General features: G+C 70.0%; 15 protein-coding genes. 7 read left to right on the top strand and 8 right to left on the bottom strand.

Features of this window, described 5'->3' with window-relative positions:
* The first annotated feature begins 17 nt into the window (after positions 1-17).
* Positions 18-1,541, top strand: coding sequence for a dihydrolipoamide acetyltransferase family protein (locus N802_RS13290; RefSeq protein WP_035917054.1), 1,524 nt, complete (start codon positions 18-20; stop codon positions 1,539-1,541).
* A gap of 167 nt (positions 1,542-1,708) precedes the next feature.
* Entirely contained in the window at positions 1,709-2,938 is a 1,230-nt protein-coding gene (locus N802_RS13285; RefSeq protein WP_052109935.1) for an MFS transporter, read from the top strand.
* Between the two features lie 144 nt (positions 2,939-3,082).
* Here N802_RS13285 and N802_RS13280 read toward each other — a convergent pair whose 3' ends face one another.
* Both N802_RS13280 and N802_RS13275 read right to left on the bottom strand, forming a co-directional pair.
* The gene (locus tag N802_RS13280) at positions 3,083-3,565 is read right to left on the bottom strand and encodes a MarR family winged helix-turn-helix transcriptional regulator (RefSeq protein ID WP_052109934.1); all 483 of its coding nucleotides are present in this window, start codon (positions 3,563-3,565) and stop codon (positions 3,083-3,085) included.
* 51 nt (positions 3,566-3,616) lie between these two features.
* Positions 3,617-4,465 carry a maleylpyruvate isomerase family mycothiol-dependent enzyme gene (locus tag N802_RS13275; RefSeq protein WP_035917051.1) on the bottom strand — a complete coding sequence of 283 codons (849 nt, stop codon included), beginning with the start codon at positions 4,463-4,465 and terminating at the stop codon, positions 3,617-3,619.
* A gap of 38 nt (positions 4,466-4,503) precedes the next feature.
* On the opposite strand from N802_RS13275, the gene N802_RS13270 reads away from it, so the two are divergent.
* Both N802_RS13270 and N802_RS13265 read left to right on the top strand, forming a co-directional pair.
* Positions 4,504-6,507, top strand: coding sequence for a bifunctional copper resistance protein CopD/cytochrome c oxidase assembly protein (locus N802_RS13270; protein WP_084072202.1), 2,004 nt, complete (start codon positions 4,504-4,506; stop codon positions 6,505-6,507).
* Positions 6,507-7,316, top strand: coding sequence for a carbon-nitrogen family hydrolase (locus tag N802_RS13265; protein WP_035917049.1), 810 nt, complete (start codon positions 6,507-6,509; stop codon positions 7,314-7,316). The genes N802_RS13270 and N802_RS13265 overlap by 1 nt, the downstream gene beginning before the upstream one ends.
* Positions 7,317-7,418: 102 nt before the next feature.
* Here the strand turns inward: N802_RS13265 and N802_RS13260 are convergent, their stop codons facing one another.
* The 6 genes from N802_RS13260 to N802_RS13235 form a co-directional block, all read right to left on the bottom strand.
* The gene (locus N802_RS13260) at positions 7,419-8,063 is read right to left on the bottom strand and encodes a response regulator (RefSeq protein ID WP_035917046.1); all 645 of its coding nucleotides are present in this window, start codon (positions 8,061-8,063) and stop codon (positions 7,419-7,421) included.
* Positions 8,060-9,502 carry a sensor histidine kinase gene (locus N802_RS19535; protein ID WP_052109933.1) on the bottom strand — a complete coding sequence of 481 codons (1,443 nt, stop codon included), beginning with the start codon at positions 9,500-9,502 and terminating at the stop codon, positions 8,060-8,062. The genes N802_RS13260 and N802_RS19535 overlap by 4 nt, the downstream gene beginning before the upstream one ends.
* A gap of 4 nt (positions 9,503-9,506) precedes the next feature.
* The gene (locus tag N802_RS13250; RefSeq protein ID WP_035917044.1) at positions 9,507-10,172 is read right to left on the bottom strand and encodes a hypothetical protein; all 666 of its coding nucleotides are present in this window, start codon (positions 10,170-10,172) and stop codon (positions 9,507-9,509) included.
* Between the two features lie 85 nt (positions 10,173-10,257).
* Positions 10,258-11,067, bottom strand: a complete 810-nt coding sequence (locus N802_RS13245; protein WP_035917041.1) for a PIG-L deacetylase family protein — start codon at positions 11,065-11,067, stop codon at positions 10,258-10,260.
* Between the two features lie 63 nt (positions 11,068-11,130).
* Positions 11,131-12,309, bottom strand: coding sequence for an ankyrin repeat domain-containing protein (locus N802_RS20880; RefSeq protein ID WP_245613939.1), 1,179 nt, complete (start codon positions 12,307-12,309; stop codon positions 11,131-11,133).
* Between the two features lie 17 nt (positions 12,310-12,326).
* Positions 12,327-13,316: an SMP-30/gluconolactonase/LRE family protein gene (locus N802_RS13235; RefSeq protein WP_035917038.1), complete on the bottom strand. Its 990-nt coding sequence runs from the start codon at positions 13,314-13,316 to the stop codon at positions 12,327-12,329.
* A gap of 122 nt (positions 13,317-13,438) precedes the next feature.
* Between N802_RS13235 and N802_RS13230 the strand changes: the two genes are divergently transcribed.
* The 3 genes from N802_RS13230 (at position 13,439) to N802_RS13220 (ending at position 16,347) form a co-directional block, all read left to right on the top strand.
* Positions 13,439-14,821 (top strand): FAD-binding oxidoreductase, encoded by a 1,383-nt coding sequence (locus N802_RS13230; protein ID WP_035917035.1) that lies wholly within the window; start codon positions 13,439-13,441, stop codon positions 14,819-14,821.
* Positions 14,822-14,933: 112 nt separating this feature from the next.
* Entirely contained in the window at positions 14,934-15,194 is a 261-nt protein-coding gene (locus tag N802_RS13225) for a DUF6458 family protein (RefSeq protein WP_035917034.1), read from the top strand.
* Between the two features lie 166 nt (positions 15,195-15,360).
* Positions 15,361-16,347 carry an alpha/beta hydrolase gene (locus tag N802_RS13220; protein ID WP_035917031.1) on the top strand — a complete coding sequence of 329 codons (987 nt, stop codon included), beginning with the start codon at positions 15,361-15,363 and terminating at the stop codon, positions 16,345-16,347.
* The last annotated feature ends 60 nt before the right edge of the window (positions 16,348-16,407 follow it).

The following is a 16,407-nucleotide window of genomic DNA, read 5'->3' as shown; positions in this document are numbered from 1 at the left end:
CTGAGGAGAACAACAGCATGGCTGTGAAGCACTTCAACCTCCCCGACCCCGGTGAGGGTCTGCTCGAGGCCGAGATCGTCGAGTGGAAGGTCGCCGTCGGCGACACCGTCAAGGTCAACGACATCGTCGTCGAGATCGAGACCGCCAAGTCGCTCGTCGAGCTGCCCATCCCGTGGGCCGGCACGGTGGCAGGGCTGCTCGTCAACGTCGGCGACGAGGTCCAGGTCGGCACCCCGATCATCTCGATCGACGACGGCCAGGGTGGCGACGCTGCCCCCGGTGGGGCCGGCGACAGCGAGGCCTCCGCCGGCGTGCAGAGCGCCGTTGAGGTCGGACCGGAAGACGCCGCCGCGGCCGCTGACGCGGACGTCGAGGAGGAGCCGGTCAAGACACTCGTCGGCTACGGCCCCAAGGCGGGTGGGAGCTCGCGCCGTCCGCGCAAGGCCGCTGCTCCGTCCGCAGCCGCAGCCCCCGCGCACACCCCTGCCACTGCGCCCGCTCCTGCTCCTGCGCCTGCGCCGGAGCCGGAGCCGGAGCCCATGGTCCCCGTCGCCTCAGCCGCGTCCGCGGACTCGGGTGCGAAGGTGCTGGCCAAGCCACCGGTGCGCAAGCTCGCCAAGGACCTCGGAGTGGACCTCGCCTCGGTCGTGGCGACCGGCGACGGCGGCGTCGTCACCCGCGCCGACGTCGAGGGGTATGCCGCGGGCGCACCGTCCGCTGTCGGCGCACCTGCCCATGCGGCGGCGTCGAACGCGGCCACCGCGACGCCGGCGGCCGGAAGCGGTGCTGGCGCAACGGCATACGGAAGCGGTCTGGGTCACGGCGAGCGTGAGGTGCGCGTCCCGATCAAGGGCGTGCGCAAGATGGTCGCGCAGGCGATGGTCGGCAGCGCGTTCACGGCGCCGCACGTCACCGAGTGGGTCACGGTGGACGTCACGGCGACCATGGACCTTGTCGCCAAGCTCAAGAAGGACCGCGAGTTCAAGGACGTCAAGGTCACGCCGCTGCTCATCCTCGCCAAGGCGATGATTCTTGCCGCGCGGCGCAACCCCGAGATCAACGCGGCGTGGGACGAGGCGACACAGGAGATCGTTCTCAAGAACTACGTCAACCTCGGCATCGCCGCGGCCACCCCGCGTGGGCTCGTCGTGCCCAACATCAAGGATGCGGACCGGCTCGACCTGCGTGGCCTGGCCGAGGCGATCGGCTCGCTCACGGCGACTGCTCGCGAGGGCCGCACACAACCGGCCGAGATGTCGGGCGGCACGATCACCATCACCAACATCGGTGTCTTCGGCATCGATGCGGGCACGCCGATCCTCAACCCCGGTGAGTCGGCGATCCTCGCGTTCGGCACGATCAACCGACGCCCGTGGGTCGTGACGGACGACGCCGGGAACGAGGAGATCGTCCCGCGGTCGGTGACGACGCTGGCGCTGAGCTTCGACCACCGCCTGGTCGACGGCGAGCTCGGGTCGCGCTACCTCGCCGACGTCGCCGCGGTCCTCGAGGACCCGGCGCGGGCCCTCGTCTGGGGCTGACCGACTCACCACCGACCTACCGGGCAGGAAGTGCTGTGATCACAGCCCTTCCTGCCCGGCAGGTCGCTTGGCCGCGGGAGCCGTAGGCCCGCGGCCCCTCGGCCCATTCGAGTCGCGGACCCGGAATGGACGTGAGGGCGTTCGACCCGTCGTGACAGAGTTGGCGCGTGCTCTCGACCTACCGCCCGCTCTTCGCCATCCCCGGAGCCGTGCGGTTCCTCGCGGCGAGCGCCCTGTCGCGCGTCGGCGGAGCAATGTTCGGCGTCTCGATCATCGTGATGATCGCGACCCGTCGCGACTCCTACGGTCTGGCCGGCGCGGTGTCGGCCGGTGGCATCGTCGTCCTGGCCTTCGCCGGCCCCATCATCGGGCGTCTCGTCGACAAGCGTGGCCAGCGCCGGGCGTCGTTGCCGTTCGTCCTCATGACGTTCGTCGCGGGACTCGTGACCGTGGTGCTGTCAGTGGTCGGGGCACCCGCGTGGACCCTCTTCGTCGGGTATGCCGCGTCGTCCTTCCTTCCCGAAATGGGGCCGATGTCCCGTGCCCGGTGGGCCCACCTGTTGCGGGACGACCCCGACGCCCTGCATGCGGCGATGTCGCTCGAGCAGGTCGTCGAGGAGGCGACGTTCGTCCTCGGCCCAGTGCTGGGTGTCCTGGCTGCGACCGTGCTCTTCCCCGAGGCGGGCCTGCTGTTCGCCTACGTGATCTTCACGGCCGGGTCGGTGCTGTTCCTGATGCAGCGGCGATCGGAACCGCCGATCGTGCCCCATGACGAGCGGCCGCACGGGCTCGCGATCACCCGACCCGGTGTTGCGGCGGTGGCCGCGGCGGGCTTCATGGTGGGCGCGGTCTTCGGCGGCAACGAGGTCGTGGCAGTGGCCGTCGCCGACGAGGCCGGTCGCACCGAGATGAGTTCGGTCATCCTCGGTGCCTTCGCCCTGGGGTCGGCCCTGTCGGCCGTCATCTTCGGCACACGCAAGTTCACCGGGTCGATCGCCCGGCGGTTCGTGTGGTGCGCCCTGGCCATGTTCGTGCTCGAGGCTCCAGTGCTCCTCATCGACAACCTGTGGGGGCTGACCGCGATGATGTTCATTGCCGGGTCGGCCACCGCTCCCACGCTCATCACCGGCATGACGCTCGTCCAGCACCTCGTGCCCCTGGCCTTCATCACCGAGGGCATGGCCGTGGTGATCACCGGCCTGCTCGTCGGACTGGCGTCGGGAACTGCGCTCAGCGGCATCCTCGTCGACGCGTGGGGAGCGCACCAGACGTACGCACTTCCCGTCACCGCAGCGCTCCTCGCCGCGCTCATCGCGGCCGCGTCGGGCCGCCAGATTGCCCGAGCCACCCGCATCAACCACACCCCGCGTACCGAACTCACCCAATTGGACGGTTAGGGACAGGCCTGCCGCCATGCCGCCCACCCACCCTTTGTCCCGAGCTCACCGAATTCCTCCGTTGGGGACAGTGAAGGTTCAACGTCCCCAACGGAGGAATTCGGTGAGCTAGGAACGGCGCAGGGGGCCGGTCCGAGGTGGTGGTCAGGCGAGGTCCTGGGCATCCCTCGGGGAGAGCAGCGGGTGGGTCTCGACGTTGTCGGCGAAGCGGCGAAGCAGGCGGTCGAAGGTCGCGAGGTCACGATCGGTCCAGTCGGCCGTGACCTCGGCGAGCCACAGGTTGCGGCGAGCGCGGATGTCCACGAGGAGCTCCCGCCCGGCCCTGGTCAGGGCGAGGACGTGGGCGCGACCGTCGGATTCGTCGGGGAGCCGCTCGACGAATCCCTTGGCCACGACCTGGCTCACCTGTCGGCTCACCGTCGAGACGTCGAGGTGGATCGCCGCGGCGATCTCGGAGACGCGCCGCGGTTCGTCGCGCAGGTTGAACATCAGGGGGTAGCCGAGCGGGTCCACGTCGGGGTGGGCGCGTGGCGCGCGCTGCCTCACCGCACCCATGAGCTTCATGGCGCGAAAGAGGTCGTCACCGAACGCAAGGCGCGGGTCCTCGGGATCTGTTGCCTGCGGCATACGAGCAAGTGTGCGTTGCGATGGTTGCGCGACACAACGTTCTCGGGCAGCTCAGGGGGCGATGACGAGGGCGTCGAGAACGCGGCGCGCGACGTCGGCGTCGCCCACGACCGAGTAGTGCGTGTCCTCGGTTGCGATGCGACCAGCGGCGCGCCGCGTCGCAGCCTCGGTCGACAGGGTCACCGTGGTCGTCACGGTGTCCGCGTGCGGCTCCGCGTCCCCGGAGAACAGGGGTATGCCGTGTGCCCTGCCGTCGTGTTCCTCCACCCGGACGCCGGCTCGCCCCACGACGGGACCCGTGAGGTCGAGGATGACCGCCTGACCCGGAGGGATCTCGGCAGTGCGGGCCACGGCCCGGGGCAGAGCGGCGAAGAGCGAGTGCACGACGAGAGCCGCGCTCGGGCTGTCGAGGTTGCCGGGCCGGCCGATCGCGGCGCGGACGTCCTGCTCGTGCACCCACAGGTCGAAGACTCGGCTCCGCATGAGCCCGAGCAGGGTGGTCGGACCGAACGGGCCGATGGCGGGGTCGTCCGGCGAGGTCGTCGGGGCCTCGAGGTGCTGTGTCCGGGCTGCGACGAGGTCCTCGAACTCCTCGAGCAGTTCCTCAAGGGGACGGCCACGGCGGGACTCGAGGTACTTCTCCACCATCTCGCCGAGGTCGGAGCGGACGTGTTCGCGGCCGCTGACATCGACGTCCGGGACGCCCTCGCCCTGCACCCACGCCTCGAGACTCACCACGTGGGCGAACTGGTCGTGCACCGACCACCCGGGGCAGTCGGTGGCCCGTTCCTCGTCGCCTTCGCGCAGGGACCGGCCGAGGTCGACGAGGGCCTGAGCGGTGTGCGTGTAGGCCGCCGTGAGCGCAGGGAGGTCGAGAGGCGCAGCGGGGTGGAGGGGCATGGCGGCAGCCTAACGAGCGGGTACCTACGCTGGGAGGCATGAGCACCGCGCCTCCGACCACGGCCGACGCCCGGGCCGACGTCGATCGCACCCCTCTCGGGCCCGTCGCTGTGGTCGCGCTGAGTGGCCTCGCCGTCACTCTCGTCGCCGCCGCGCTGGCCGGGGTGTTCGCCCCCCTCGTGCTTGAGGATCCCGGCCCGATCGTGCGGTGGTCGCTGCCGCTCGTGCGTGTCGTGAGCGACCTCTCGTCCGCGGCAACACTGGGCCTGCTCGTCCTCGCGGCCTTCCTCGTGCCGGAGCGACGGACGACCGAGCGCCGCATCCAGGCGTCCCGCCTCGCCGCGGTGACCGGAGTCATCTGGTTCGTCTCAGCAGCGCTGGGCGTCCTCTTCACCTTCGCCTCGCTGGCCGGGTTGCGCCTCGGCGACCCCGAACTCGGACGCCAGTTCCTCACCTTCGTCTGGTCGCTCGAAACGACCCGCGTGCTGTCGATCTCGACGGCAGTCGCCTTCGTCGTCACTCTCGGCGCGATGCTCGCGCGGACCCGTGCCGCCTTCGCTTGGTTGGCCGCGATCACCCTCGCCGGGATCGCCATCGTCGCCCTCACGGGGCACGCGGCCGGAAGCGCCAGCCACGAGGACGCCGTGAACTCCCTCGGAGTGCACCTCATCGGCGTCAGTGCCTGGGCCGGTGGGTTGATCGCGATCGCGCTCATGGCGCCCCGCATCCGGCAGGACCTCTCCGCGACGGTCGGGCGCTATTCGGTCCTGGCCGGTTGGGCGTATGCCGCCGTGGCCGTCACCGGGCTCCAGCAGGCCTGGATTCGGCTGGGTTCGTTCGCGAACCTCGACACGGCCTATGGCGCCATGCTCGTCGCCAAGGCCGTCATCCTCGTCGCGCTCGGTGTGATCGGCTGGCAGCAACGACGCAAGGTCATCGCGTCGATCGGGAAGGGTGGCAACGGGTTTGCCCGCCTCGTCCTCCTCGAGCTCGGCCTCATGGGCGCCGCGTTCGGGCTCGGTGCGGTCCTTGGGCGGACGCCGCCGCCGGAACCGGAGGGCGAGCTCGAGGGGAGCACCGTCCTCGAGATCACCGGCTTCCCGGACCCCGGCCCTATGGCGGCCGCGGACTGGCTCACTGCCTGGCGACCCAACTGGCTCATGCTCAGCATCGCCGTCGTGGCCATCGGCCTCTATGCCGCCGGCGTCATCCGCCTGGGTCGGCGCGGGGACTCGTGGCCAGTCCATCGCACCGTGCTGTGGACGCTCGGCTGGCTGGCGTTCATCTGGGCGACCAGTGGGGCCCCGGACATCTGGGGGCGCGTGCTCTTCTCGGTGCACATGGTCATGCACATGATCGTCGCCATGGTCGTGCCGCTGCTGCTCGTGCCGGCCGCGCCCATCACGCTCGCGCTGCGGGCCCTGACGGCTCGTCCCGACCGCACGTGGGGGCCGCGCGAACTCATCCTGCAGGTCGTGCAGTCACGCGCGATGAAGGTGCTGGCCAACCCGGTCGTCGCGGCCGTCCTCTTCTTCGGCAGCCTGGCCGCGTTCTATTGGTCGCCCCTGTTCGAGCTCTCCCTGTCGACCCACACGGGCCACCTGCTGATGATCGCCCACTTCTTCCTCACGGGCTACATGTTCACGTGGGTGCTCATCGGCATCGATCCCGGGCCGGTGAAGTGGTCGCCGCCCATGCTCCTGCTCATCCTCTTCGCCACGATCTCGTTCCACGCGTTCTTCGGTGTCGCCCTCACCGGGGCGCAGTTCGTCCTCGCGCCGGGCTTCTTCGAGCAGATCAACCTGCCGTGGGGTCCGCAGCTCTTGGACGACCAGGAGAAGGCCGGCGAGATCGCCTGGGGGTTCGGCGAGGCGCCGACGCTCATCCTGGCCATCCTCGTCGCGCTGCAGTGGTTCAAGCGAGACCGGCAGGAGACGGTGCGCCTCGACCGACAGGCCGATCGCGACGACGATGCCGCACTGCGCGCCTACAACGACCGACTCAAGCGGCTCGGCGACGAAGGCAGGGAGAAGGAGGCCTGATGCGACTTGCGGTGATCCAAGTGGCCTACGGCGACGACGAGACCGTCACCGACAGGGTGGAGCGCGTCTCGGCGTTCGTTCGGGATGTTGTTGACGAGAGCCGTCCCGACCTCGTGGTCCTGCCGGAACTGTGGGCACCGACCGGGTTCGACTACCACCGCTGGGAGGAGGCCGCCGAACCGCTCGACGGCCCTTGGGCCGCGGCGATGACGGCGCTCGCCACCGAGCTGGGCGCGACCCTGCACGCCGGCTCCTTCATCGAACGCCTGGCTGCCCCCGGCCCCGACGGTCGCACGCTCGCCAACACGTCGCTGGTCGTGACTGCGGAGGGTGGGCGGACGGCATACCGGAAGATTCATCGGTTCGGCTTCGGGTCGGGTGAGCCGAAGCTCCTCGAAGCGGGGACCGACGTCGTCACTGCCGAAGTGCGTTCTCGCGCGGGCGAATCCGTGGCCGTCGGGCTGTCGACGTGCTACGACCTGCGCTTCCCCGAGCTCTATCGCCAGCAGGTCGATGCCGGCGCCGAGGTCTTCGTCGTCCCGGCGGCCTGGCCGGCTGCTCGCGTCGCGCACTGGACCCTGCTCGGCCGCGCTCGGGCCGTCGAGGACCAGGCGTTCGTCGTGCAGTGCAACACCGCCGGCACGCACGCGCGCACCGAGATGGGTGGGCACAGCCAGGTCATCGCCCCGACAGGGGAGGTGCTCGCCGAGGCAGGGACCGACGAAGAGGTGCTCGTCGTCGACTTCGACCCGGCGCTGGTGAAGAGCACTCGGGCGAACTTCCCCGTCCTCGCCGACCGCCGCCTCTGACCCCGCCCCAACTTTTGCTCCCCATGAGGGAACCTGAGGCGAGCGGACGGAACATTGCCCTCCGCTCCCACCAGTTCCCCTCCGGTCGCACGCGACCCGTCGTCAGCTGGAGCCGAAACCCGCGTCCCGGGCCTTGGCCACCAGTTCGGCGCGGGAGCCCGCGGCCAGCTTCCCGACGATGCTCGACACGTGATTGCGCGCTGTCTTGGGGCTGAGGAAGAGCAGGGCCGCGATGTCGTCGTTGCTCCGACCCCGGGCCAGCAACTCCAGAACCTCGTGCTCGCGGTGCGTGAGGCCGGGAAAAGCGGCGGCCGGTCCGCTCGCCGCGCGTCCCGAGGCCTGCGCAAGGACGGCCGAGGCGACCTGTGCGCCAAACACGACCTGCCCGTGAGCCACGGCTTCGACCGCCCGCGCGATGTCCTCCGGCTCCGACCCCTTGACCACATAGCCATGGGCGCCCGCGCGCAGAGTGGCGGCGAGGACTGAGGGATCCTCGCTCATCGTCAGGACAAGAACCGCCGGCGGCGAGTCCATCGCGCGGAAACGGCTGAGCGCGGTGATGCCGTCCGTTCCCGGGAGCCCCAGGTCGAGCACCACGACATCGGGCTGCTCGTCCGTCGCAGCGGCGAGTGCCGACTCGGCATCCGAATGACACCCGACAACCTGGCAGTCCACCATCTCGTCGATGAGGGAGACGACGGCGGCGCGATACAGGGGGTGATCCTCCACCACGGTGACCCGCGTCATGGGTGAACTCCAGGAAGCCAGAGGCTCACGCGCGTGCCACCGGTGTCACTGGGGCCGACAGTGGTGCGACCACCGAGTTCGTCTGCGCGTTCGGTCATCGCCCTCAGACCCACACCAGCCCGAGCCCCCGCAGGGATCCCGGCACCGTCGTCCTCGACGCAGCCGTGGAGCCCGTCCGCCCAGTGCAGCCCGACGGTGACCCGACTGGCCCCCGAATGCCGAACGGCGTTCGTCGTCGCCTCCATCAGAACCCGATAGGCGACCACCTCGTGGGCTGCGGGTAGCGGAGGGAGGGGCCCGGCCGTGACCACGACCTCGGGGCCGCCCAAGGCGCCGAGACGATCGGCGACTTCCGCGAGGGCAGTGCTGAGTCCCAGGTCCTGAAGGGCATCGGGGCTCAGCCCGTCACACAGGCGCCGCACTTCCACGACGGCTCGTTGCACCTCATCAGCGAGAGCGGTGACGACGACGTGCTGTGTGTCGGGCACGTCGCGTTGCAGTTGCCGCAACCCGAGACCGATGGCGGCGAGTGAGGGCCCGAGACCGTCGTGCAGATCGCGGCGCAGACGCAGGCGCTCGTCCTCTCGCTCGGTCACCAACGCTTGCCGGGACGCGCTGACCGTCTCCAAGCGGGCGGCTAGTGCCTGTTGATCCAGGAGGCGATGTCGCACCACCGCACTGGCGACGGTGGCGGGGAGAGCCGCGCCCATCATCAGCGCGATGACGAGGTGGGCGGGCGTGTTGCCGTCCGGCAAGGCGGCGAATCCGACCACGAGGAACCCTGCAATGAGGAAGGCGCCAACCTGCCCCCGGAGATCGCTGCCCGGTGCAGCCCGGACGAAGCGGAGGCACAGTGCCACCAATCCGGCACCAGCGCAGGCGAGTAGGAGGACGAACGCGGCGAACGCGATCGGCTCCCAAGCGGGGGCTCGCGTCGGCTCGAAGGCCATGAGGGCGTTGGTGCCAGCGAGCAGGACCACTGCCAGCACTCCACCCACCGGGACTGGCCACCAGCGCCGACCCGGGACTTCCCCATCCGGGTACAGCACGAGGCCAATACCCATCAGGGGGGCGGCGCCCAGCGCCCACACCCACTCGCCAAGCCAGCCGGCGAAGTCGGCGCCGAGGAGGTCCCTCCCAGCGTTGGCCCACGCATGGGCAGGGAACACCACTGCCGATGCAAGTCCGACGACTGTGTAGAGCAAACCCAGCCTCTTCAGCCCACGTGTGTCGGGGCGGGTCGCCCAGATACCTGCTGCCACCGTGCTGAAACCCAGCGCGAGCGGCACGTTCACGAAGGACTCGACGTCCTCACCGAACCGCAGGTCGGTGGCCGCGCCCAGGACCAGCCCGCTCGCGACCAACGCGCTCGCGATGGCGGGCAGGAGGAGCCACGGCCACCAAGCAGCGGCCGTGACGCCGCGACTGGTCTCGGTCACACCTTCATTGTGCGGCGGCAACATGCGCCGGCACGGCGGAATGGGCGAAGGGGCGTCGGGCGCCGACGATCCCCAGCACGGTGAGCCAGACCAACAGGAACAGGAAGGGGATCGGTACGTAGGCGGCAGGGGCCATGACACCGACCAGGGCCGTGACGACGCCGAGGCCGCCCATCACGGTCGCCCACCACGCGAGCCATCGGGGCACCAGACCGGCCGCGAGGAGCCCCATGCCCACGGCTCCGAAGGCCACCGAGAGCAGCAGCCCGTGGACGGCAAAACCCGCCTCATCCATGGCGACCAGAGCTTCGGCCGTGGTGGGATCAAGCCCGGCAGCGGTCTGGCGCAACGCGATTCCGGTCTGGGCCTCGGCCACCTTGACCGCGACCGCAGCCGCGCCTCCGATGGCGGCGATGCCCGACAGCGCCGGAGTTCGTGGGGCGATGGCAGCAGCCAACATGCCCAACACGGCGATCAGCGCGATGAAGCCGACGAGGAAGATGCCCGTCGAGAGGAGTTCTTTGCTGGACTGAGCAGCGGAAGCCGCCGCGATGATGTCTGCGCCGCTGCTGGTCGGCTCCTCATGGATCGTGTTGGCGACCAGGGGGCACAGACCGGCGAGAAGGGCGGCCGGGACGAGGGCGTTCCGCGGAAGGGGGTTCTGGTTCATGGCCCAAGGCTGGCCGCTCGCAGTGTCCCGGCGCATGGGCCCCAGATCCCGACCGTTCGGGCTCTGGGCCGGGCGCCCCGGTCCCTCAGCCGGCGTCGAGGTCGGCGAAGGGCCAGCCCTCCACCATGCCCGCCGCGCGGCCCGGCTCGCTGTAGTACTCCGTGCCGAACCACGCGACGAACAGGTCCTCGGGCATCTGGAGCATCATCCCCACGTCGCTCGTCTGGCTCGCGTGACAGGCGAGCGACGCGCGCTTGGACTCGATGTCGCCGGACACGTCGACCTTCCAGTGGAGGTCAGCCTCGGGCGTCCCCAGCGGCTCGCCGTCCTCCATCGGCTGGTCCGGGTCCCAGGCCTTGTCACTGTCCCCGGCCGCCAGCGCCTCCTCATAGGCCCGCCGCATCGCGTCGCGGTTCATCGTCTGCTCGAGCAGGCGTGGACGTTGCGCCGCGAGGTCGGCGGCGCGGTAGGCGACGTGGTGCACCTTGACGTGGTCGGGATGGCCGTAGCCGCCGTGCCAGTCATAGGTCACCAGGACGTCGGCGTCCTCCTCGTCGAGGATCTCGACCAGGCGCCCGGCAGCCTCATCGAGGTCAGCGCCGTGGAACGAGCCGTCGTGGCCGTTCTGCTCCCAGCCGTGCATCCCGGAGTCGGTGTAGCCGAGCCACTCCACGCGCTCCGTGCCCGTCACCCGCGCCGACGCTTCGGCCTCCCCGCGCCGGAAGTCGGCAACCGTCGCGCCCACCGGGAGGTCCTCGGGCGGGGTGCCGTGCTCTCCGCCCGTGCCATAGACCACGACCACGCGATGGCCCTCCCGGGAGAGGCGGGTCATGGTGCCCGAGGTGCCGGAGGCTTCGTCGTCGGGGTGGGCGTGGAGGAACACGATCGTGGCCATATGCCCCATCCTCCCCCGAGGTGCCGACACCGGATCAACCGCATTTCGCCTGCGGCCCCGCGCTCAGTCCTCGAGCAGCTGGACGATCTCGCCGTAGCCGCGGGTGCGGGCGTGCTCCAACGCCGTGACCCCGTCCTTGTCGGCGATGGAGCGGTCGGCTCCGGCGCCGAGGAGGATCTTCACGATCTCCTGGTGCCGCGAGCCGCCGTCGCCGAGGATCACCGCCTCCAGCAGGGCAGTCCAGCCGAGGTCGTTGACGTGGTTGACGTCGATGTCGGTCTCCACGACCCGACGGACGTAGTCCACGTGACCGCGCTCGCTCGCGGGGATGACCGAGAGGCCACCGAAGCGGTTGCGGATCGTCAGGTCGGGCTCGCCGGGCAGCAGCGCCTCGAGCATCGCCACGCTGCCCGTCACCCCCGTGACGAGCCACGGGGTGTCGTGCCGATCATCGAGGGCGTCGGGGGACGCGCCGAGAGCGATGAGCAACCGGGCCGCGGCCACGTGGTCGCCGGTCACGGCGAGGAGTAGTGCCGTCCGCTTCTTGTCGTCACGCGCCTCGATGTCGGCGCCCGCGCGCAGCGCCAGCGCCAGGCGATCGGCGTCCCCGGCCTCGGCGGCCGCGAGCAGCTCGGCCACCGGATCCTGAACCGCCGCACCGTCGTTCGCCTTCTCGAGCACGGGCACCAACCTGCCATATCCGCGCTCGCGCGCCATCTGCAAAGGTGTGAGTCGTTCTGTCCCCGACGGTTTGTCGAGCTGCACACCACCGGCCACGAGGATCCGCATCGTGTCCTCGTATGCCGTGGTGTCCTCTCCCAGCCACACCGCCTCGTGAACCGCTTGGTATCCAATGCGATTGACGTGGTCCTTGTCGATGTCGGCCTGAAGCAGTTCCCCGACGACCAGCCCATGGCCGCGCTCGGCGGCGCGGATGAGTCCGGTGCCGTTCCAGCTGTCCTTGTCATTGACCTCGGCGCCGTTCGCGAGGGTGAGTCGGAGCAATTCGAGGTAGCCCTCGCTCGTGGCGATGAGGTAGGCCGACTGCTGCGTCGAGTCCTTCGCGTTGACGTCGGCGCCCCGGTCGATGAGCCCTGCGGCCTCAGCCACGTCGTTGTCCCATGCGGCCTGGCGCAACGCCTCGTCGAGCTCGGACTGGTTCGGCGCCGGACCCGGGTCAGGTTCGGGGTCGGCCGATGTGCAGGCCGCAACCAGGCAGGCAACGGCGACGATCACCGCCACGACCCGCCCCGGTCGCTTCAGAACGTGAACGGGTCCGTCACCACCTCATAGGGCGGCAGCCCGACCGGGTTCTCCTCGAACTTGCTGTCGACGAAGAACATCCGACCACGCAGCACCTTGGCCGTCGTGAGGACACGGCTCGGGTCCGTCGCCCGCTGCTCGACGAGCCGCGCCGAGGAGCCATCAGCGGACAGACGCAGGGTGGCGACCATGCGCTGGAAGTTGCGCACGACCGTGAGGCGAGAGCCCTGCCGGACCAGGCCGTCGGCCCCGACGAGGTCCGCGCCACCGGTGTCCACCTCGGTGACGCTCCCGTCCTCGACGTCGAAACGCCACAGGCGCCCCACGTTGCCCTGGGCGACGACGAACGCGCTCCGGTCGGGCGACAGGACGATCCCGCCGAGGTTGAAGCCCGCCAGCTGGTCGATGGTGCCGCTCGCGTCGGCCCACAACTCGACGTTCCACTCACCCTGTTCGCGGGCGACCCGGAAGATCTGGGGCGCATTGGAGTTCGTGAAGTAGGCCGCCCCATCGGGACCGATCCACACGTCATTGAGGAAGGCGTTCTCACCCGGTGCACGCAGGGCCGCCAGCAGCTCGCCGTCAGGGGAGTAGACCCACAGGTCCGGACGCCCGTTGTCGGTCCCGTCGGCCGCGATGCCGTTGGGGCCACCCGCGATATAGACCCGGCCCGCCTTGTCGACGGTGATGCCACGTGCCGTGAACCGACCGTCCGTGCCGTCCCCGCCGAGCCACTCCTGCGTCTGGGCCTTGCGCACCATGCCGCGATGGATCTCGCCGCCGGTCACCTCGCTGACATAGAACGTGCCGCGTCGCCCGTCTGCGCCGATGCCCTCGAACTTCGAGCCTCCGGTCGCTCCCACCACGGGGTCACCGGTCAGTTGGTAGATGGAGGGTCGCGGACCGCCGCCCGCGTGGGCCGGGGTGGTCACGACGAGCGGGGCGACGGCGAGGCCGGCCGCCACGAGGCAGATGGTGCGCTTCACGGGAGTGCTCCTTCGACAGGGATCCTGGGCGTCGGACCGTTCCACTGTCCCGCAGGAGTCTCGGCCTGACCACCCCCCTTCGGGGCCGGCTGAGCGGGCGAGCCGTTTCCTAGGATGCTGGGGTGACCGATCGCAGCGCCGCCGTCGCAGAACTCGTCGCCTCCCTCCCCGAGGGGGTTGTGGCGACCTCCCCGGAGTCACTGGAGAAGTACCGGATGGACTGGGCGAAAGACCCAGACGCCGGTATGCCGTGTGCTGCAGTCCGCGCCCAAAGTCCCGAACACGTCCAGGTCGCCGTCCGCTGGGCGGCGAGTCACGGCATACCTGTCGTTCCCCGCGGAGCGGGAACGGGACTGAGTGGAGGAGCGTCGGCGATCGACGCGGGACTCGTCATCAGCCTCGAGCGGATGACCACGATCGAGATCGACCCGGCCGCGCGCTGCGCCATCGTTGAGCCGGGTGCCTTCAACGCCGATGTCAAGAAGGCTGCCGCCGAGCACGGCCTCTGGTATCCGCCGGACCCGTCCTCGTTCGAGATCTGCTCGATCGGTGGCAACGTCGCCACCAATGCCGGTGGGCTGTGCTGCGTGAAATATGGCGTGACGACCGACTACGTCCTCGGTCTCGACGTCGTCCTCGCGGACGGGCGCCTGATCACGTTGGGCGGCAAGCAGATCAAGGACGTCGCGGGGCTCTCGCTGCTCAAGCTCTTCGTCGGGAGCGAGGGGACGCTCGGCATCGTCACGCGGGCGACGCTGCGTCTCGTGCCTGCTCAGCTGGCCCCGTCGACACTCGTCGCGACGTTCGACTCGGTGCGTGCCGCCGCCGACGCGGTCGTGGCCATGGGACGTCTCGTCCGCGCGTCGATGGTCGAGCTCATGGACAAGCCGACAGTGAACCAGGTCGAGGACTTCCAACCGATGGGGCTCGATCGCGATCGGGCACTCCTCCTCGTGCAGTCGGATGCGCCCGAAGGTGCTCGCGAGGGCGAGATGGCCGTCATCGAGAAGGCGTGCCGCGATGCCGGGGCCGCCGATGTCTTCGTGACGCACGATCCGGCCGAGGGGGCGTCGTTCGTGCAGGCGCGCCGCCTGGCCTTCCCGGCTGCCGAAGCTGCCGGGGCGTTGCTCCTCGAGGACGTCGGAGTGGAGGTGCCGCTGTTGCCCGAACTCGTGGCGCGGATTGAGCAGGTCGGGGCGGACCGCGGTGTCGACGTCGTCTGCGTCGCCCACGCGGGAGACGGCAACACCCACCCGATCGTCATGTACGACGCCGCCAACGCGGACTCGACGGCGCGGGCACGGGCCGCCTTCGAGGACATCCTCACCGCGGCCATCGAGCTGGGCGGCACGATCACCGGCGAGCACGGGGTGGGCCGGCTCAAGCGTGACGCGCTGCCAGCGATGCTCGGGCCGGACGTCATGGAGCTCAACCAGCGCGTCAAGGATGCGCTCGACCCGCAGGGGATCCTCAACCCCGGAGCCGTGCTCGCTGCGCGTTCATGACGACTCGGCCCATTGACCCTGCGCGCATCCGCAGGTCAGGCCCGATGCGGAGATAACGTTGAGGATGCAACCGGGCGTCCCTTGACCCGGACAACGGCCACAAGGAGTGACCATGTACATCGGACTCGGAATCGTCCTCATCGTCCTCGGGGCGATCCTCGCATTCGTCCTGCAGGTGGACCTTCCCTTCATCGACGACGACATGCTCGGCTGGATCCTCATCGGCGCCGGTCTGCTCGCGATCATCCTGTCCTTCGCCATGCGCGGCCGCTCCCGCCCGGCCGGCTACACGGCGACGCGCTCCTCGCAGGTGGACCCCGCCAGCGGCTCGCGGGTGGACGAGACCCGGATCGACCCGGACTCGCGCTACTGAGGCGACTACACGGCATACGTCGAAGGCCCCGGTGACCACACGGTCACCGGGGCCTTGCGCAATTCACCTGTCGTGCCCGGACCCATCGTCCGAAAGTGGTTGCCGGTGCCGGTGGACGGTCCTACGTTGAACGCACGGACCCACCTGGACGACCACGGGATCGACGATGTTCACCTCTGTTCGACGCACCGCACTGCTGGTGCTGGCGCTCCTCATGACGCTGGCTGCCGGGAGCCCGGGAGCCGTCACGGTCCAGGCTGCACCGGACATGAAGGCGGTGGTGGTCAGCGAATCACACGTGGCCGATCGACAGGTTGATCTCGCGGTCCGCTCTGCCTCGCTGGGCGGTGGGACGGTCAACGTCCGGCTCCTCACCCCGGACGGCTGGGAGGTCCGGGACCGACGGGATCGGTGGCCCGTGCTCTATCTCCTGCACGGCTGCTGCGGCGACTACACGAGTTGGACGGCGATGACCGACGTCGCCGAGATTCCGGCCCTGCGCGACGTGCTCGTCGTCATGCCCGAAGGTGGTGACAGTGGGTGGTACAGCGACTGGTGGAACAGCGGTCAGGGCGGCTCTCCCGCTTGGGAGACCTTCCACCTGCAGGAGCTGCGTCCGCTGCTGGAGCAGAGCTACGGCGCCGGCACGCAGCGCGTCGTCGCGGGCCTCTCGATGGGTGGTCTCGGAGCCCTTCTGTATGCCGGCCGCAACCCTGGGATGTTCCGCGCGGCGGCGTCGTACTCCGGGATGGTGCATCCCCTCTCCGAGAGCGGCATCCGGTGGTCTCGGCACTTCATGACGACCTATGGCCACGACCCGGATCGGCTGTGGGGCGACCCGGTGGGGCAGCGTGAGATCTGGGAGCAGCATGACCCGTTCCACCTGGCGAAGGAGTTGCGGAACATCCCCGTCCACCTCTCCAGTGGCGACGGCAACGCGGGACCCCTCGATCCGGCCGGTGCCCCCTTCAGCGCCTTGGAACGCGACTTCCTCCACCAGAACCTGCAGGTGGCTGCGGCCATCGAGGCCGTCGGCGGAGACGTGACCACCGACTTCTACGGGGCAGGGGGCCACGGCTGGGGCTATTGGGAGCGGGAGCTGCGCGACAGCCTGCCGAAGCTGTTGGGCGCCCTGCACGTCGGCCGCGCCTGAGTGAGCGATCTGCAAACCCCGAGCGCGGGGGCGGAGCAGAGGTCTACGGTCGGAGCGTGG

It is taken from the genome of Knoellia sinensis KCTC 19936 (assembly GCF_000768705.1).
In the GTDB taxonomy this organism is placed as follows: domain Bacteria; phylum Actinomycetota; class Actinomycetes; order Actinomycetales; family Dermatophilaceae; genus Knoellia; species Knoellia sinensis.
Note: the sequence above shows the minus strand (reverse complement) of the source record. Positions and strands in the feature narration are given on the sequence as shown.